This is a genomic window from Hanstruepera ponticola, assembly GCF_002940745.1.
In the GTDB taxonomy this organism is placed as follows: Bacteria; Bacteroidota; Bacteroidia; order Flavobacteriales; family Flavobacteriaceae; genus Hanstruepera; species Hanstruepera ponticola.
Genome location: NZ_POTB01000001.1, coordinates 1,122,747 through 1,142,842, shown reverse-complemented (window position 1 = coordinate 1,142,842; position 20,096 = coordinate 1,122,747). Strand labels below are relative to the sequence as shown.

The 20,096-nt window shown below is 34.8% G+C and carries 13 protein-coding genes; 6 read left to right on the top strand and 7 right to left on the bottom strand.

The features are described from left to right. Positions 1 to 8 precede the first annotated feature (8 nt). Positions 9 to 4,493 (bottom strand): Ig-like domain-containing protein, encoded by a 4,485-nt coding sequence (locus C1S72_RS05220; RefSeq protein ID WP_104734586.1) that lies wholly within the window; start codon positions 4,491 to 4,493, stop codon positions 9 to 11. Positions 4,494 to 4,724: 231 nt separating this feature from the next. Then, positions 4,725 to 9,929 carry a T9SS sorting signal type C domain-containing protein gene (locus C1S72_RS05215; protein WP_162919933.1) on the bottom strand — a complete coding sequence of 1,735 codons (5,205 nt, stop codon included), beginning with the start codon at positions 9,927 to 9,929 and terminating at the stop codon, positions 4,725 to 4,727. Between the two features lie 437 nt (positions 9,930 to 10,366). Here C1S72_RS05215 and C1S72_RS05210 point away from each other — a divergent pair, with 437 nt between their 5' ends. Genes C1S72_RS05210 through hemL form a run of 3 tightly spaced genes read left to right on the top strand, consistent with a single transcriptional unit; the run spans position 10,367 to position 13,378 of the window. Beyond that, entirely contained in the window at positions 10,367 to 11,272 is a 906-nt protein-coding gene (locus tag C1S72_RS05210) for a 1-aminocyclopropane-1-carboxylate deaminase/D-cysteine desulfhydrase (protein ID WP_104734584.1), read from the top strand. After that, the gene (locus C1S72_RS05205; protein ID WP_104735794.1) at positions 11,272 to 12,081 is read left to right on the top strand and encodes a glucosaminidase domain-containing protein; all 810 of its coding nucleotides are present in this window, start codon (positions 11,272 to 11,274) and stop codon (positions 12,079 to 12,081) included. The genes C1S72_RS05210 and C1S72_RS05205 overlap by 1 nt, the downstream gene beginning before the upstream one ends. A 10-nt stretch (positions 12,082 to 12,091) precedes the next feature. Continuing rightward, a complete protein-coding gene (gene hemL / locus C1S72_RS05200) occupies positions 12,092 to 13,378 on the top strand; it encodes a glutamate-1-semialdehyde 2,1-aminomutase (RefSeq protein WP_104734583.1) in 1,287 nt (428 codons plus the stop codon). A gap of 70 nt (positions 13,379 to 13,448) precedes the next feature. On the opposite strand, the gene C1S72_RS05195 is transcribed toward hemL, so the two are convergent. Further along, positions 13,449 to 13,910 (bottom strand): DUF4890 domain-containing protein, encoded by a 462-nt coding sequence (locus C1S72_RS05195; RefSeq protein ID WP_104734582.1) that lies wholly within the window; start codon positions 13,908 to 13,910, stop codon positions 13,449 to 13,451. Between the two features lie 154 nt (positions 13,911 to 14,064). Here C1S72_RS05195 and C1S72_RS05190 point away from each other — a divergent pair, with 154 nt between their 5' ends. The 3 genes from C1S72_RS05190 to C1S72_RS05180 all read left to right on the top strand — a co-directional run bounded on the left by C1S72_RS05190 (position 14,065) and on the right by C1S72_RS05180 (position 16,280). Then, positions 14,065 to 14,937, top strand: coding sequence for an alpha/beta hydrolase (locus tag C1S72_RS05190; protein ID WP_104734581.1), 873 nt, complete (start codon positions 14,065 to 14,067; stop codon positions 14,935 to 14,937). A 40-nt stretch (positions 14,938 to 14,977) separates the two neighbouring features. Continuing rightward, a complete protein-coding gene (locus tag C1S72_RS05185) occupies positions 14,978 to 15,727 on the top strand; it encodes an alpha/beta hydrolase (protein ID WP_230401581.1) in 750 nt (249 codons plus the stop codon). A gap of 142 nt (positions 15,728 to 15,869) precedes the next feature. Further along, the gene (locus C1S72_RS05180) at positions 15,870 to 16,280 is read left to right on the top strand and encodes a hypothetical protein (protein WP_104734579.1); all 411 of its coding nucleotides are present in this window, start codon (positions 15,870 to 15,872) and stop codon (positions 16,278 to 16,280) included. A 66-nt stretch (positions 16,281 to 16,346) separates the two neighbouring features. Here the strand turns inward: C1S72_RS05180 and C1S72_RS05175 are convergent, their stop codons facing one another. From C1S72_RS05175 to C1S72_RS05160, 4 genes are all read right to left on the bottom strand, one after another. Continuing rightward, on the bottom strand, positions 16,347 to 17,585 hold the full coding sequence (locus tag C1S72_RS05175; RefSeq protein ID WP_230401580.1) for a fibronectin type III domain-containing protein: 1,239 nt from the start codon (positions 17,583 to 17,585) through the stop codon (positions 16,347 to 16,349). 150 nt (positions 17,586 to 17,735) lie between these two features. After that, the gene (locus C1S72_RS05170) at positions 17,736 to 18,254 is read right to left on the bottom strand and encodes a RidA family protein (protein WP_104734578.1); all 519 of its coding nucleotides are present in this window, start codon (positions 18,252 to 18,254) and stop codon (positions 17,736 to 17,738) included. Positions 18,255 to 18,329: 75 nt separating this feature from the next. Beyond that, positions 18,330 to 19,079 carry a DUF6090 family protein gene (locus tag C1S72_RS05165; RefSeq protein WP_104734577.1) on the bottom strand — a complete coding sequence of 250 codons (750 nt, stop codon included), beginning with the start codon at positions 19,077 to 19,079 and terminating at the stop codon, positions 18,330 to 18,332. Between the two features lie 72 nt (positions 19,080 to 19,151). Beyond that, positions 19,152 to 20,039, bottom strand: coding sequence for an NmrA family NAD(P)-binding protein (locus C1S72_RS05160; RefSeq protein ID WP_104734576.1), 888 nt, complete (start codon positions 20,037 to 20,039; stop codon positions 19,152 to 19,154). Positions 20,040 to 20,096: the final 57 nt, after the last annotated feature.

Genomic DNA, 20,096 nt, shown 5'->3' with positions numbered 1-20,096 from the left:
TTTTTAAATTATTTCAAAACTACTTTTTGAATTTTTTGGCTACCATTGGTCAAAGTAACTTTTACCATAAATACGTTGCCTTTAACAATATCATGAATTTCTAATTCATTGCGATTTAAATGTTTTTTATCAACGAGTTTTCTACCTAAAAGATCATAAATTGTAATACTGTTTATAGCCACCAAATATGATTTCACTTTTATATATTCATTGTTTGGTGCTGAAATACCAATACCAGAATCATTGTCCAATTCATTAATTGATAGGGCGTTATTTGTGAAACTTATTTGGAAACGGTTTGTGAATTCACCGATTTCAGAAGTATTAAAGAAATATGGTGATATTGATAGATTATGCACAATATCTAATTCTAAATCTTCTAAAAAGATGGCTTGGTTTTCGGTTTCAAACAAGCCATCAATTTCTTGAATATTTATAGCGTATTCACCATCTTCCTCTAAAATAAGACCTAATTTAATTTTGTCATTTTGATCAAAAGGTAATCCACGACCTTGAATACTAAATTTTTTGTCACTTCCCTCTATTATAGAGTAAAGTTTTTTAGTACTGCCATTCATCAACTTTGCATCAAAAAGTTTATCTTTAGTATTATTGGCTCCATCAACATAACCTATAAGTGTAGTGCTTACATTTCTTGACGGTGGAATTAAATCTAACCAAATTCTATGGCGTTCTCTATTATTAGCTGTTTCACTAGAATTTCTAAAAAACTGAACGCCAGATTCGTAAGACCTATCACGCATACTGTTATTAAAAACTAAATTTGTTCCAGATGGACTAGCATCGTCCATTAATACGAAGAATCCTTGACCAGAGCCAATAAAACCATTAAAACCACCAGTTGAGCCAGTGTAATTAAATTCGGTATAGTCGTCAATATCATAATTAAAAACAAACTCGCCAAAGAAAGGACTATTACCTCTTCTAATTTTAGTACCGTGCGTCCATAAGTAAACGGTTCCTTCAATTCGGTCATTGTCTTCGGAATTTTCTTGTAAAAATTCAAGAGCACTTAAAGCTGAAGGATATGGGTTACCTACTAAATTCCAGTTATCATCATCTTCAGTGAAATCTGTGCCATTGGTTCCTCCATTACCTGTACCTCCGCATCCATTACCCATACAGGTACCTCTTAAAATAGGAATTGTGATAATACCATTGTTAGGAATACCTTCAAAAGTAGCAGTATTCCATGCAGCTGTATCATTAGTTCCATTTCCTTCTGGTCCACCTCTCACTATGTATCCTTTACCAGCTAACATATTTTCTGTTGTAGCTGTCCAGTTTCCAAATTGGGTTGCACTATCAACAAATATTGTAGGAATCCATTTAAAAATATTAGGTGTATTTAGTATGCTTGTCACTGCATAATTTTCAACCGGAGAAGACCAATATACATAATCTCGACTTCTAACAAATGTATTTCGATTGAGTGTTAATTTTCCAGTACCAGTGTTTACAGCACTATCATCTACTTGAATGAGGCTACCACTAGCACTAGAACTGCTGCCATCAACCGCACCATTAATTCCTTCCAAAATAATTTCTCCAAGTGCGTCAATATTAACTAAATCAACTACCGTTAGCGTTGCACCAGCGTTAATTGTTAGTAAGGCATCATCTTTAACCGATAGACTAAAAGCATCACCATCAATACCACTTGTTATTATTGGGTCAATGGGTTTATCAGGTATGATTACACAATTGGTATTATCTGGAATACCAGAAGGTTTCCAGTTACTAGGGTCATTCCAATTAGATGACAATCCTTGCCATACTTTTGTTTTGTTTTGAATGGTTATGTCTTTATTAATAATACACCCATTGGTTAACGTGGCATTAGCAGTAAAAGTGAAATTAGGATCTTCCAATTGAGTGATTGAGGGTTTGATGTAAATAGTACCTAAAGTAGCTGTGCCTGAAACATAAGGTATTGTTGCAGCTGGGTTTGTATAGGCATCTATAGTTGTCGCACTAGTCCAAGTAAAAGAAGGTATCAAGTCTCTAGTGCCATATAGTTGAATATTATCTATTGCAACACCATCACACCAAGCTGCAAAATAATATACTCTAATTTTAAAATTAGTCTCATCAACATAGGCAGACAAATCTAATGATCTACTTTCAAAACTAGTACCATAACCAATATCATTATCATACACTTGAATATTCGTCCAATTAGTTCCGCCATCTATAGAAACATCAATGTAAACAAACTCATATAATCCCGGATTAGAATTGTCAAAAACATATCTAGAAAAATACATGTCAAAATCCAACGTTAAATCATTAAAGCTAGAGGTGTCAACTGTTGGTGATTCTAAAGAATTTTCAACGTAATAAGTTGGATTTACGTCTGATGTTGACATCGCAAAATTATTTGTGCCAAACCCAGATGAAATTGCAGGAAACCATACAAGATTTGAAGGAACGTAGGTACTTGTCTCATTTTGCCATTCAGATAAATCGTCAATTGCAGTGCCGTTTAGATCGTAGTTAACTCCAGTAAAAACACCTAACCCACCACCTTCAAAATCTTCATCTATTAAATAGGCTAGCTCAGTATCGCCAGTTGCAGAAATTTCAATGATGTTATCTTCTCCACAAATACTATTTGCCGAATTAATAGTTAGCTCGGAGACAGGATTAACGGTTGCAACAATTTTTGTTCTTACAAGTGACTCACAACTTCCATTAGTAGCAGTTACCCAATAAGTTGTTGTTTGAGATACTATAGGTGTAAAATTACCACTATTAGTGGTGGTTATTAAATTACCGCCCGTTTCAGAGTCATACCAGTTAAAGCCTGTTACACCAGCAGAACCTGTAACAGACAGGGTTACTGAACCTGGACCACAAGTTGTGCCTTCAGTAAGACTAGTGATTTTAGCTGGGCAACTTTGAACTACTGTAAATAAATAATCTTCTGCTTCTCCATATGCAGTATAAGTTCTACCTGCATATGCAAGTGTTGAGAATGTTTCACAAGCGTTGAAATCATAAGCATAATATTCATAAACATTTGGACCTTGAGAACGAAAGCTGTTAAAAAAGCGGATTCTTATTCGGTAATCGCCAATTTGTTGACCAGCTGGAATTACAAAGCCAAATGTTGTTGTTGAAGTCGCTATTCCTGCAGAATCATATACTAATTCAGAAGCATCATTGTTGAATATACCGTCTTTATTCCAATCAACCCAAGCCTTAAAATGACCTCTTCCAGAATTGCTGCCAACATAAATATTTACTCCTTCACCTTGAGCCTGAATGCAATTAGTCAACCCTGTGTAGTCAGAATAACCATTAGAAGTAGATGATGATCCATTTCCATTATTAGTAATATCATTTAACGTTCCAATAAATTCAACATCATTGATGTAACGTGTGTTGACATTATTACTTGTGGCTGGTGAACAATATGTAGAGTTTGTTGTTGTTGTTGAACCTGTCAATGGATTTGTAGCATTATAGGTTGGTTCTCCTAAACAACCTGTATTAAATGAAAATATATAAATGTAATAGGTTGTGGAGGGATTTAAACCAGTTGCTGTAAAAAGAGTATCTGAATCATTGTCAACTACAGTATATCCAGCCCCTATAGTATCTCCAATATTGTAGACTGTTCCATTAGTAGGAGTAGGTGCTGTAGCAGAGGTGCTAATTACCACTAAATAATTATCAGGCTGGTTGGTACCTGGAACGTTAAAAGATCCATTTATGGTATCACCAGTTGGTGTTAAGGATAAAGTTGTTGGTTGATTGGGTGTAGTACAAGGAGTTAAAAGCGTTCCATTCACCACAATATCATCAACTACAAATCCAAGATTATCACCGCCATTATTATCTGTAATCCAACTAAATCCTAAATGAAAAATTTGCCCATCAACAACAGATAAGTCTAAATTTGTAACCGATTGTGTAGTATTTTGATTCAAGTAATCTCCTGGAATTGTAAACCATGTATTTCCTCCATCAGTAGAATAAACAACATTTCCATAATCTTCTCCTGCTTCACCTCCAGCAATCCAATTAAAATCTAATGTAATATTCATATAGTTTGTTGCATCGATAGCAACAGTATGATAGCCTAAAGTATATGCTCTTCTATTTGTAGCATATTGTGGTAAAGTACCAGAAGTTACAGGATTATTTTGGCTAACAGCCATTGAATAATTACCAGTTATAACATTACACCTAGTATTATCAAAAATCCACCAATAATTGTCATTTGTTTGTGCAGTAAATTGAGCACTCTCCCAATTCAAGTAAGCAGCTGCACTCAATTCATGTTCAGCTTGTATTGGGGCAGTCGATGAAGCTGCTTCAAAATCTTCAGTAAAGATTTGAGAAAAGGTATTTTGATTGAAAAAGCAAAAAACAAGTAGTATAATTGAAAGATGCTTTAAGTTTTTGGTTGGTTGTTTTGAATTAAACGGAATTACCCATCTATTATTAAAAGTAATTTTCTTCATAACATCCTGAATTTGGTAATAGCTATAGTTAAAATACTAAAAATTAAACATTTAAGCTAATTTTGTTAACAAGTTTAGGGAATTTAAGATCAATTTAAAATCAAAATCGTTGAACGACTTAAATTTCATTTAAAACACTGTTTGATTTGATATTCAGGTGTTTATGTTAATAAAAAAAGGCCTTGAATATACCAAGACCTTTTTGAGGGATTTTTAGGATTAATCAGAATATCAATCTCTTAATACTACTTTTTGAATTTTTTGAGCCCCATTTGCTAAAGTTACTTTTACCATAAGGACACCATCACTTAAGACATTATTCTCAATAATGAGTTCTTGCTCATTGACCATATCAAAACTCATGAGATTACGGCCTAAAATATCATAAACCACCACAGAATCAATAACATCAAATGTTGTATTTATTTTTACGTAATCACTGTTGGGTGCCATAATCGTAATATTAGAATCTGTACTAAACTCATCAACTCCAAGAGAATTACTTGTAAATCTAATTCTAAAACGATCATTGAATTCGCCCATTTCTGTAGGGGTAAAGAAATAAGGAGATTCTTTAAGGTTATGAATTGTTCCTAGTGCGACGTCTTCAATGAAAATATCTTGTGTTGCATCTATATTAAAAATTCCATCAACATCTTCTAGATAAATAGCGTATTCACCTTCTTGATCAATAATGACTCCTAGCGGGATAATATCAGAATCATCAAAAGGTAAAGCTCTACCTTGAATAACATACTTTCTATCGTCATTATCAATTAGAGTGTATAGTTTTCTGCTGCTACCACTCATTAACCCTGCATCAAATAAGCGATCTTTGCCCATAGTGGCACCTTCAATATATCCAGTTAAAATGGTGCTTACATTGTTAGAAGGTTGTACTAGACCCAACCAAATCCTATGGCGTTCAAGCTCTGAAGGCCTTCTCAATGAATTTGAGGTTCTAAAAAATTGTTCGTCTGTGCCTAATCTCATACTGTTATTAAAAGTTGCAGTACCTTCAAATAAATTTCCATTAGCTGTCCCATAGCTGTCTTCCATAAAAACAAAGAAACCTTGTCCAGAACCAATAATGCCATTAAACCCACCAGTTGAACCTGTATAGTTATAGGCTAAATAATCTGCTTCATCATAGCTTAAGGTGTAATCCCCAAAAAATGGACTGTTACCACGTCTAATTTTGGTACCATGTGTCCATAGATAAACGACTCCATCAATTCTTGTATTATTTACTGCATTTTCCAATAAAAAAGCATCAGCATCTAAATTTGAAGGATACGGATTTCCTAATAAATTCCAATTGTCGTCTTCATGAGTAGCATCTTCGTCACCTGGATCACCGTTATTGTTTCCAGGTGTACTACCGGTAGTAAATGAGCCTCGCTCTATTGTTGGCTGATAAACGCCATTATGAGGTGTGCCATTGAATGTTATCATGTTCCATTCAGCTTGGTCATTAGTGTTACCATTGCCACTAGGGCCACGAACAATATAGCCTTTACCAGCTTCCATTATAGTGTTTGTGGCAGAACTCCAATTACCAAATTGTGTTGTAGCGTCAACATAAACCGTAGGTATCCATTCATAAATATATTGCGTATTAAATATAGAAGAACTATTATAATTTTCTACAGGTGAAGACCAGTAGGCATAATCTTGAATACGTACATAAGTCGCTCTGTCTTGAGTGATTACCCCGGAGTTTACAGCTGAATCGCTTATCTGAATTAAATTAGCACTTATACTTGATGATGAACCACCTGCTCCTCCATTTGCACCTTCCAATTCAAATGTTCCACCACCTACAACGGTTACTTCATTTTGCACAGTGATGGTTCCACCCGCAAGTACTAATAAGTAGCCACCGTTTTGTACAGTTAATGAACCAGCTTGAGCATTGTCATTAGTACCATCTATTATAGGGTCAAAATTGGCTCCTGCGTTAGGAATAATAACACAATCGGATAAGGTTGGTACGCCACTAGGAGACCAATTGTTAGGGTTAGTCCATGCAGTACTTACCGTACCATTCCACGTTTTGGCAGCAGAGGTAACAGTGGCACTACCTGTCATATCAGCAGGGTCAGCATAACAAAAACCAGAATAATTTAAAATAGATTCTAACGTATAAGTTGTTCCAACTGGTTCTGTTGCTGTAAAGGTGTAAGGCGAACTAATGCCAAAGACTCCTGTTGTAGTAGTGCCACCATCAGTTGAGTATTCAATGTCCCATTGCGTAGCAGAAGGATCATTAATTGTAATTGTAATTTCATAAGAACCACAAGCACCAGTACTAGTACCCGAAATGACACCTGTTGGTCTTGGGTTTATTGTATAGAATGTTTCTATCCTAGGATCTGAACTGTTAGGGCATCCTACCCAGAATGAAAATGTACCTGGTGTTTCTGTATCAGTAAAATATCCAGAAGTTACGGGGTCAAAGTATGAACCGTAACCTATAGGAGTGCCTCCTGTTGCAGAGGTAAACCATTCAGCTGAAGTAGCAACAGCCCCAACATCCCAGGTGTAGCTACCTGAATCTGTACTGCCACCAAGAGCATTGGTTGTTACAATTGTATAGTTCACACCAGCTTGTAAAAAGGCAGTAATTTCAGAATCCAATCCTGGGCCAGAATCATCATCACCAGCTATATAACCGGTTCCGCATGTTCCAGGGCTTGTTGTTCCAGCAGTTTCATATATATAACCCATAGGGTCGCCAATAGTAGTAGCAGCACCATCTATGGAAAACACATAAGTGGCTGAAGCGGAAACGGTAAAGGTGTTGGTATCATATCTTCTAAAGTTACCAGCAAAAGCACAGGGATCAGTACTAACTATTAACCAAGGTTGACTATTAGCTTGAGGACTTCCAGAACCAATAGATCCAGTAATTGTTGCGCCTAAACTTGTGCCACCATCAAAACAAAATAAATCGGTAGCCATAGCTTGGCTAGAATCACCTTGACAAATTTCAACATCAAAATTAAAAGGAGTTGGAGCAGTCACGCAAATACCAAAGGAACCAAAATCATTGTTACCATATTCCCAAACTCTAATGTATAAAACCTGTCCGGTTATTATTCCATCATTCGCATTATTAAGTGTAATGTTGGACATAGATCCTGAACCGCTATCATCATCACATGCAATTTCTGTTAAACCACCTGCACAGGTTCCAGTATAAACAGCCATACCTGTATCAGTAATACCACCAGATTGAGTATCTATTGTAATAGAGTTTCCAGGGCTTGGAGGTACTGTTACGGTAAACCAAACATCACCTCCTTGATAGTTACCACATGAAGGGTTAGTAACACCTGTAGAGTTACTTGCAAATTCATTGGTGGCAGAAGTAGGCACACAACTAGCGTTTACTGTAAGGTCAATAGCATTAGGGCAATCGTCATTTGGTGGAGGAGTAACAGGAGTACAGCTCCTAGAAATTGTAAAATTACCAGTATCGGTTGAACCATTAACATCGTCAGCAATATATACAAAATAACGAGTGCTGTTTGTCGTAATAAAGGTATAAGATTCAGTTCCTCCAGCACCGCTTGCATTAACACAAGCAATGTTTGTTAATGTTCCACAATTACCAGAAACTATAGCCATTTCGTGATCAAAACCAGGATCAGCATCAGTGAAAATAGTGGTTTGACTACCATCACCAATAAAAGTGTACCAAACACCATAATTACTTATAGAACCGCATCCAGTACCGTGGGCTACGTTAGTAGATCCGTTAGTTGTACCTGGAACGTCAGCATCACCACAATTTAAAGTTGTAGATGTGGTGCAAATATCATTTGGTGGAACGGGTGGTGGACAGTTTAAGGTAAAACTCACACTGCCACCAGTGGAGTCTTCCGTGTCTAGCATAATATAGTATGTAGTTCCTGCAGTAAAATTGAAAAAACTAGTGTCGCCATTAGTAGTCATATCATCAATACATGTCCAGCCAGAAGGGCCACATGTTGTGTTGTAACCATAATTAACATGACCAACATTTGATGATATTTGCGTAATGTTATAGTTACCTGTTGTAGCAGGAGTAAAAGAAAATATGTGTTCATCACCAGGTGTGCCAAAGCAGGAATCGTTGAAAGCTCCAGACCCAGATGCTATTGTTGCATTAATAGTAGTTGAACCACAACTGCTGATATTTGTTATTGATGCGCATGGATCAGCAATATCATTGACGCATATATCAAACGTTCCGTTACCACCACCGGTATCTTCATTATATCTCCAAACTCTTATATATATAGTTGAACCAGGAGTTAATCCAGTCAATAATAGATTTGATTCTAGTCCAGTTCCACTATCATCATCACAATCAATTAAGTTTAACGAGCCACTACAAGTTCCAGAGTAAACGGCAATAACAGGATCTGTCATACTTCCCAATAAAGCATCAATCTCTATAGAACCACTAGCCCCAACAACATACGAAAACCAAACATCATCTTCATTGCCACTGTGGCTACCACATCCTGCGGTATTTGAAGGTGAAATAGTTGATGCAGACGCACCAACTGTTGTCCCAGTTGTACATCCAGAGCTTAATGCAATAGCACCGCAAGGATCATCATTAACAGGACCGGAAGAGGTTGTAAAGGATACTGGGCCAGACCACGAACTAAAGCCACTACCACAATCACTTCTTACAAATACATAATATGTAGTGCCAGCAGTCAAACCAGTTACATTTGCAGGTGATCCAGCGTCAGGTGTTCCGGCACCAGCTGGTGTTGTATTAGATGTGGACACTACATATTGATAACCATTACTAGGCGCTGGGCTAGCCGCAGTCCAGTTAATGGTTGCTGTTGTGTTGGTTATTGCTGTTGCTGCAGTAACAGTGGGTGCGTTACAAGGGGCAACGGCTTCTATACAAAAGCTAGCGATATTCATGTTAGCGTTTCCATTTCTGACATCAACAACTTTTACATAATAATCACCATTGCTTAAACTCAATGGTCCTATAGTTTCAGTTTGAGCAGCATTGTTAGTATCATTATTGGCACAAGCTATTTCGGTTCTACCTGCACAAGACCCAGTAGAAGACATGAGTTGTAAGTATAGATTTCTAGTGTCAGAATTTTGGGCTGTAATTGTAATGTCTAAAGGTCCGCCAGTAACAGTAAATGTATACCAGCCTTCTCGGTTAAAATTAGCCCCAGCACATGAACCAGTAGAAATATTTGGGAGGTTTTCAGTTGTGTCTGAAGTTGTTCCAGGTGAAGAATCACACACTGTACTACCTGGGTTAATGGTAATCAGTTCGGCTGTTCCGCATGCTGGACCCTGACCAAAACCATTCATTGAAAATAGTAAAATGAAAGCTGACGCTAAGGTAAAATTGAATAATAAATTGTTTTTTGAAAACGAAATAAGCTTGTATAGGTGCCTCATTATGTTATGATTAAAAAACGGATATCGTTTTTAGGTTGCTAAAAATTAATTCAAAACATAGTACAAAATTGTATCATGTTTAAATAACAAAATGGGTCAAGATCTATGTAGATTTTTGGGGAAAATCTTAAATTTTAAAAGAAACAGCAATCTTTTTGACAAAAGCGTTGAAAATTAAGAATTTAGTAATAAATAATTAACCTTAAAAACGTGTTTTTTTAAAAAATTATTAACATAAAAATATCATTCTTAAGTTAAGAAAAATAATATTGAGTACCAAAATCGATAAAGAGTTTGTTTTATAAGTTGAATACCCTCATTACATCGTGGAAATCAAATTATTATCGGTATAATGTAGTCATAATATTACTCTGCTGTTTTTGACGTTTCATCAGTTTATTTTGTAATTTTGAACCTAGTTTTGAACTCTAAATTTTATGTTTTTTGAGTCTGTAAAAGTACCTAATGATACCATTTTAAATAATGGCATAATTTCTCTAAAAATTAAGCGTGAAGATGCTATTCATCCATTAGTTTCTGGAAACAAATACCGCAAGCTTAAATACAATATCCTAGAAGCTCAAGAATCGGGAAAATCTTCTTTGCTCACTTTTGGAGGTGCTTATTCAAACCATATTGCAGCTGTTGCCATGGCAGGTAAGAAGTTTGGCTTTAAAACTATAGGTGTTATTCGAGGTGAGGAAATATCGACTAAAGCAAAAGACAATCCAACGTTAGATTTTGCACAGCAAAACGGTATGCAGTTCCACTTTGTTTCCCGTGAGGATTACAGAAATAAGTATGATCTGGAATTTATGAATAGGCTAGGAGAACGGTTTGGAGATTTTTACCTCATACCCGAAGGAGGAACAAATAGCCTAGCAGTTAAGGGCTGTGAAGAAATAGTAACAAAAACCGATAAAGCGTTTGATTATATCTGTTGTCCTGTTGGCACAGGAGGTACTATTTCAGGAATAATTAATGCTAGTTTTGAGAATCAAAAAATTTTAGGTTTTCCAGCCTTAAAAGGTGATTTTTTAAAGAAAGATATTAGTAAATTTGCCAATAAATCCAATTGGAACTTGATTACTGATTACCATTTTGGCGGCTATGCTAAAATAAATGAAGCATTAATCAGTTTTATAAATGATTTTAAAATGGAATATGATATTCAATTAGATCCTATTTATACTGGAAAAATGCTTTTTGGAATCATGGATTTAATTGAGAAAGAATTTTTTGAGAAAGGATCAAAAATTCTAGCAATTCACACAGGTGGCCTTCAGGGAATATCTGGAATGAATCAATATTTAGAACGAAAAAAAATGCCCTTATTGAAATGATGAAAAGGATTGTATGTATTATAGGTTTAACCATATTAATTTTTAGCTGTGGCTCAAAAAAAAGAGCTGTTAGTAAAACAAATAGAAGTAAACCCAAAACGGAACGTGTGGTTAAACAACCTGAAACCAGAGACAATAATGCGGTTTCAGAACCTACGAGAACGGCAAGCACAATTGAATTGACAGGCACACCTACTGAACAATACATCCAGTTATACAGTCCTATTGCTCAAAATGAAATGCGATTATATGGTATTCCTGCCAGTATTACATTGGCTCAAGGGATTTTAGAATCGGGTTCAGGTAAAGGACGTTTATCTGTTGAAGCCAATAACCATTTTGGTATAAAATGTCATGAGTGGACTGGCGCAAAAATTTATCATGATGATGATGCCCGACAAGAGTGTTTTAGAAAATATAACGACGCTAGGTATTCGTTTCGTGATCATTCATTGTTTCTAAAAGAACGAAAACGCTATTATAAATTATTTGAATTACAACTAGATGATTATAGAGGCTGGGCAAAAGAATTGCGTGCGGCTGGCTATGCAACCGATAGGAAATATCCAGACAAGTTGATTAGTTTAATTGAGCGCTATCAATTGTACAAATATGATGAGGCTGTGCTTGGAAAAACTTCGGAAATCAATTCGGTAGGCATTGGACTTACTCATCAAATTATGAAAGGAGATACGTTGTATTCACTATCTAAACGCTACAATACCACAGTTGAAGAAATTAAAAGGCTAAACAATCTAAAATCAAATGATTTAACCATTGGCAATGTGTTAATCGTTAAATCCAAATAATCAAAACAACATGAACTATCAAAGAAGTAGTGCTTTGTTTGCTGAAGCAGAAAGCGTTATTCCTGGCGGTGTCAATTCTCCAGTACGCGCATTTAAAGCTGTAGGTGGGACACCAATTTTTATTGAAAAAGCTCAAGGTGCTTATTTGTATGACGCTGACGGCAACACATACATTGATTACATTAATTCCTGGGGACCTATGATATTGGGTCATGCCTACAAACCTGTAGTTGATGCTGTTGTGGAAAAAGCAAAAAAAGGTACGTCATTTGGAACACCTACAGAAATAGAAACCAGAATTGCCGAGTTAGCTATATCCATGGTGCCCAATATTGATAAAATTCGTTTTGTCAATTCAGGGACAGAAGCTTGTATGAGTGCCGTGCGATTGGCTAGAGGGTTTGCTGGAAAGGAAAAGATTATAAAATTTGCAGGATGTTATCACGGTCATAGTGATAGCTTTTTGATTCAAGCTGGAAGTGGCGCTGTAACTTTTGGCACACCAAATAGTCCAGGTGTGACCCAAGGCACTGCTAAAGATACCTTATTGGCTTCATATAATGATATTGAAAATGTAAAGGACATTATTAATGCAAACAAGAATGAAATTGCATGTATTATTTTAGAGCCAGTTGCAGGTAATATGGGGTGCATTCCGCCAAAGAGCGGTTTTTTGGAAGATTTAAGAGCATTATGTGATGCTAATGATATTCTTTTGGTATTTGATGAGGTTATGACTGGTTTTCGTTTGGCCAAAGGTGGTGCTCAAGAACGTTACAATATCAAGGCTGATATTGTTTGCTTCGGAAAGGTTATAGGCGGAGGTTTGCCAGTCGGTGCCTTTGCAGCAAGAAATGAAATTATGAATTATTTGGCTCCTGTAGGACCAGTTTATCAAGCAGGAACATTGAGTGGTAATCCGTTAGCAATGGCAGCCGGTTTGGCTATGCTTGAGGAATTAAATAAAGATAGTGACATTTACAATAGACTTGAAAACAAAACCAAATATCTACACGAAGGTATCCAAAAAGTATTGATAGAAAATAATATTACACATACTATCAATAGGGTAGGTTCGATGATTTCTGTACATTTTTCAGATATCGAAATTGTAGATTTTCAATCATCAGCAACTGGAAATAATGAAAGTTTTAAAAAGTTCTTTCACGGTATGTTGAATGAAGGGGTTTATATAGCACCAAGTGCATTTGAGACATGGTTTGTTACTGATGCCTTAACTTATAACGATTTAGATAAAACTATTGAAGCGGTTAATAAGGTTAGTAAAAGTTTATAAATAAAAATGGGCAATTCCAATAATAGAATTGCCCATTTTAACTAACTAACCAATTAAACTAATTCAAATATTAATCGTTCTTTTTGTGCATTTTTTTCTTTTGATAGGCACGACCTCTTTCTCCTCGTTTAGACATCATTTCTTCCCATTTAGCATATTGTTTTTCGTCTAGAATATCTTTCATTTTTTGCTTCAGGGCAATTTGCTTGTCTAGCATATCATTTTTCATTTTCAATTTGTCTTCTTTTGACATTTCTTGATCATCACTTTTTTTTGCCATCTGTTTTTTAGCCTCAATCATCGCTTTTCTGTCAGTGGCATTCTGGAGATTCAATGCCATAACTTTTTGTTGCTGGTCTTCATTCAAATCTAAATGTAAAGTCATTTTTTTTGTCTGAAGTTCGGCTATTTGTTCTGGCGTGTAGTCGTTCATGCGCTCCATTTTATCACCCTTCTTGTCTCCTTCTCTTTTGTGCTGTGCGGAAACTTGTAGTGTTACTAAAGCCAACGCAATTAAAAATAGTTTTTTCATTTTATACCGTTTTTTGTTAATGTATTGCTTTGACTATGAAACTTGATTTAAGTTTAATCCTTCATGGTATTTTAACCTGATATTAACATTATGACTACTCACAACAGTATTCATTATTGATTTTCATATATTGTAAGAACGTAATTTCTATAAAATGGCATATTGGTGGTCCATCATAATAATTGTAATTATAGCTTATGTAGTTATAAGTTTAACATTGTATTTTCTTCAGGACTACATGTTGTTTAAGCCAGAGAAATTGCCAAAAGATTTTCAGTTTTACTATGAAAATCAAGACATTGAGGAGTTTAATATGGAAACCAGGGATGGCGCTGAACTTAATGGTGTTTTGTTTAAATCAAAAGAAAAACCACGTGGCATTGTTTTATACCTCAAAGGAAATTCAAAAAGCATAAAAGGCTGGGGTAAATTTGCAGTAGATTTTACCAGACATGGGTTTAATGTCTTTATGGTTGATTACAGAGGGTTTGGTAAAAGTACCGGAAGACGATCGCAGAAAGCAATAAAAAGAGACTTACAAGTAATCTATAATAAACTCAAAGAGCTTGTGCCTGAAAAATATATTATTCTTTATGGTCGCTCATTGGGTTCTGGTTTTGCTACAAAGTTAGCTTCTATGAATCACCCTAGAATGCTCATTCTTGATGCGCCTTATTATAGTTTAACCAAAGTTACAGCAAGATATGCACCATTTATGCCATTTTCATTATTAATGAAATATCCATTACCTACCTATAAATGGTTGAAGTATGTTCAATGCCCAATACATATAATTCACGGTACCAATGATAAGCTCATACCTTATAAAACCAGTGTAAAGTTGTCTAAAATTAATCCCAAATTGACCAAATTACATACAGTAATTGGAGGTGGTCATAAAAATCTCAATAATTTTGAATCATATCATGTAATGTTAGATGAAATCCTCAATACAAAACCTAAAGAATTAGATTTAGAAACAACCAGCATTAATGTCATACACACGTCAAAAAAGTCAAAAAAGTAAAGTCAAAAAAATCCTACTGATAATTCTTGGACTATATGTGATGATAGGAGTTTTACTATGTATGTTTCAGGAAAAGCTAATTTTTTTACCAACGGTTCTAGATCAGAATTACACCTATAATTTCAAAACAGATTTTGAAGAAATTTTTCTGAACACAGACGATGAAGCCATAATCAACGCTATTCATTTCAAAGCAAAGCAACCCAAAGGAGTGATACTTTATTTTCATGGTAATGCAAGTGATTTGAGCCGATGGGGAGCAACAGCTCAATATTTTACGCAATATAATTACGACGTTTTTGTTATAGATTACAGAACCTACGGAAAGAGTACTGGACCATTAAGTGAAAAAGCCTTTTATCATGACGCACAGTTTTGTTATGATTATTTAAGAGAGAATTATGAGGAGCAAGATATTGTGCTATATGGTCGTTCGTTAGGAACTGGAGTTGCAACCTATTTAGCCTCTGAAAATACTCCAAAAAATCTCATTTTAGAAACGCCTTATTATAGTTTGGTAGATGTAGCTCAAAGAAGGTTTCCTATTTTTCCAATTAGACAATTAATGCGCTATGAGTTTCCTTCTTTTAAGTTTATGAAAAAAGTAAACTGTCCTGTTTTAATTCTGCATGGCACCAATGATGAGGTTGTACCACTAGCTTCAGGAAAGATGCTTCGTGACATTTCAAACTCTGAACAGACTATTTTTGTAGAAGTAGAAGGTGCTAATCATAACAACCTTATTGATTATGAAGCGTACCATGAAGCCATAAAAAATCAACTGCAATAAATATTAAAATTCTTAACGTTTTGAGTTGTGATTCTTAATTAAAATATAAAGTATTGATTTATAGTGTTAAAGATTTCAAAAGTTATGTAACAATTTCAGTAAAATTTTGTCACTTCATGTAAACAATTAAATCTTTACCAAAATGAAACTTGTATTTTTAATGAGCAGCTTGATACTTGCAGCAAGTACAGTTGTGACCGATTCCCCAAATGAAGAGCCTGACGATTTATCGTCATATAAAACAGAATCTGTTTTAAGTGAAAAAGCGCACCTTGAAACTCTATTATTTCACAATCCCGATGCAGAACCTATTGCCATTGAGGATATTCACGTGTTAGAATTAGAAGAGGAGGTTTGTTATGGTTTTGATACCAGTAAATATTTGCCACCTAATTTCAATCCATTAAAAGGAAAGCATGATTTGGATTGGAGCAAAATTGATTTGGTAGAGCTTGATGAGGAAGTTAATCTTGGTTTTGATACTAAAGATTACTTGCCAAAAGGCTTTAACCCATACAAGGGCATGTATAAACATGCGAGATGTAATAAATAGAAAAGTAATTTTATGAAAAAGGTAGAAAAGTAAAACCCGTGATTTAATTAAATCACGGGTTTGTTTTTATTCCAACGTACTTAAGTAAGAACGTATTAAAGCATAGCCTTCATCGTGAACCATGGTTGTGCCAATTAGCGGCATCGTATATGGTGGATTAAAAGTTTCCATTCTGGTATCTATTTCATCTTTAGACTCAAAAATATAAGAATCTTCAAATGGTGTTTCATAGGTTAAACGCAACAGGGTTTGGAACTGACAAAACCCACCATCTGAATGACAATGCGCACAGTTTACATCAAAATAAGCTCTTGCACGTTGCTCTAAAGTATAGGAGTCATCTTCCCAATTAGGTAAAACAGTAACCGTATTCGGGTCAGTCAAATTGCTTAAATATCCAGCATCAATAAAATCTTGTAATTGATTATCAAAGTTCATAGTTCGCAACTTTGGACCAATTGGTGTTACAATATTTTCGTTATTATGACAGTCAAAACATTGGTTTGCTGATGGAATAACATAATTCACGTTTTGTGTATTACCAGACGCATTAATATAAGTTACAGGAACGGTACCAGTGGTGTTATCCAATATGGCATCAGTTTGAGCTTCGTTCCATTTGTAGTTTCCTAATTCCCATTCGCCAGCAACTTTTATTAATATGCGCGTTTCAATAAGCTTTTTTCCTAATGATTCATTACGCTCATCATTAAAGTAATAGAATGATTTTGCAATAACGGTGTTGTCTGGAAAATCAGGAAAGCCATTGTCAACATAATCCATAGTTGTGCCTGGCGGCAAAGCAATTACACGATGCTTGTATGCATAATCTGTAAACAGTGGTGTGTTTAAGTCATATACAAAAGCATATGGGCTAGGGGTTAGATTTTCTAGGTCACCAGTAAATAAATTCAACTCCGAAAGGTTTGGCATAAATTGAGGTACTACCAAAGGTGCAGCAGTTGTAACCGTAAATGTATTGGTGTACATACTTGTGTTGGTAGTACTGCAATTAGATTTTATATAAACATCATAGCTTGTATTGGCTGTTAAGCCTGAAAGCACTATGCTATTTTCATTAGTGTTTGAAGTTGTTCCTGAACCTATAGTGAAACCAGATAAACCAAATTCAACAGTGTAAGAACTAGCATTGTTATCATTCCATGATATGGTAGCACTTTCAAAGGTGACAGCACTAGCTGAAACATTGGTGGGTTTTGCACATTGCGGAACCGTTACATCATCATCACTTGAACAAGACATAACCAAAAACAGCATACACGCTGCAAATAAATAGGATTTCATGAGAGACTCGAATTTTTTCTGACTGTGAAAATAACAATTTTCATTCAATCAAAATAAAAAAAATCGGTAAAAATCTGATTCACAAGTTCTAGCGGTTGTGAACCAGATTTTTTAATAGTGTATGTAATAATGCTATGATACTTTTAACTATTATTCAATCTTATGAACCTCCAATTCAATTTCAATCATAAATTCTGGAATTGCCAATTCCTTTACACCAAGCCAAGATCCAGTAGGGAAATGATTTTTATAAATTTCAGAGCGATAAGCTGCATTTTCAAGAAATAAAGGCATATTGGTTGTGAAAATATTTTCAACGACAACATCATCAAATGTACAACCGTAATGCTTTAGAATTTTTTCCAAATCGGCATAGCAGTTTTTCATTTGTTGTCCCAAATCACCAATGGCTGTTGGATTTCCTTCATTATCCATACTTACAGCACCAGAAACTTTAATGGCATTACCAATTTTTACAGCGTGTGAATAACCATATGCTTTTTCCACTTCTGGTCGTAGCGAAAAGTATTCGGGTTTTTCAGGTTCAACAACTATTTCTTTTTCCACTTCTTTAGTTTCCTCGTTTTGTTTTTGTTCACAACTTTGGATTCCAAAAACCAAAGTAAAAAGTAATGTGAATAAAGTTAATTGGTAAGTTTGTGTTTTCATAAATTTGATTGTTAGTTGCCTACTGTGGTCGGTTTTCGGCTATCCCGTTTATTTTGAGTGTTTTTTTAGTTGTTGTTATTTTTTTATCTCTTGCTCAACTAGCACAATGGTTGAATCAACTTTAGTTAATATGTCGGTTAATTGCTGGGACAAAAGCTGATTATTGAGTCTTGCCAATGTAAATCCGTTTTTAATACGTTTACTTTTGAGTGCTATTTCAACATCCTCTCTTGATAATTCAATTTTCGCATTTGGTTCTAAAAATGCTTTAAGACCATTTTCGTAATCAATAAAATCTCCAAATGGTTTATAAAAATAATCGGTATAATCATGATACAAATGATTTCTGAGCTCAAACATCTGGTTGTAATTATAATCTATTTGAAGTAATAACTGCTTAACGTTTTCATTTGTTAAAGTTGAAAGTTTACCAGAATTAATAAGTTCTTTAAAAGTAACTAAACTTGGATTATGTGTTTCCCACATAAGGACATTTGTCCAGTGAAAATAATAGCGGTTAAGACTATCTACTTTTTTTGTATGATAGTAGCTTTCCATAACCGTTGCAGACTCTGTTTTGGATTGCCTTCTGTCAATTATCTTAATTAATTCTGATTTATCTTGTTTTAAGTCTGATAAAATATTTTCAAGATGAGTAATTTCTTCAGCTCTTTTGTCATTTTTATTTTTGACAGTATTAATTTGTAATGCAATCAAAATTCCAATCACTACAAGAACTATTTCGCCAATGGCATATTTAAAATACTTTCCAGTTTTGCCTTCTGAAAGTAATTGCTGCCTAATGTGTCTAAAGAATTTTATCATATGCTATTTCCAGAGAAAGCGGGAATCTTATTGATTATTCATAATGAGTGCCTAAAATCTATCTCAACAATTTTATATACATAGTTGAGGTGTTTTTATAACTTCTTTTTTCCTGTTTATAAACGCTTTTAGTGTTGTTGGTTTCTTTCCTGTAATTCTATCAAAGTTATCTGAAATATCAGGTTCTTTTTGAAATCTTGGTAAGAAGTGAAGCATTGTCATAACAAAAGCAAATTCACTTTTAACGCCACTTTTTTTCTTTTTGAAGTAGAAACTAATTGGGTTAATACTTTTAAAATTGAATTTAGTCCCTATTATTTCGCTCATTAATTCTGTCACTTCTTGAAAATTTTTGTTTTCCAATCCTGTAATGTCGTAGGCTTTATTTTGATATTTATCAAATGATTTTATTAATACGGCTGATACTTCTCCAATATTTTTTACATCTATCCAATTGAATTTTGCCTGTCCTGAAGGAAGCGTAATAGTTTGGTTTTTTTGTAGTTCAGGTAGTAATGTAGTTGTTAAGTTTTGCATAAAGTAGCTAGGACGCACAAAAATGTATTTGAAACCAATAGACTTAATTAACCGCTCAATTTTATTATGAGGAATAACTTTGCTTTTCTCTGCACCTTGTACCGAAAGAAAAACCACTTTCTTAATGCCATTATTTTTCCCTGATTGTAATAGAGGCTGAAAATATTTATCGACCTCTGAAATATGTGGTGGCCGAAGCAAGAATAAAATGTCAACATCTTTAAATGCGGCATCAAAAGAGTCTTGCTTCTCAAAGTCAAATAACCTGTAGGATAAATTTGATAGATAGGAAAACTTTATCTTCGCACGTTCTACATTTCTGACAGCTACAATTAATTCAGATTCATTGCCCAATTCAGAAAGGTAGTGAACTACTTCTGTTCCTATATTTCCTGTTGCTCCAGTTATAAGTATGCGATTCATTTTTTATAATGCACTCAAGTTGCAGGTTAGATATAGTGCTGATTGGAGATTGAAAAG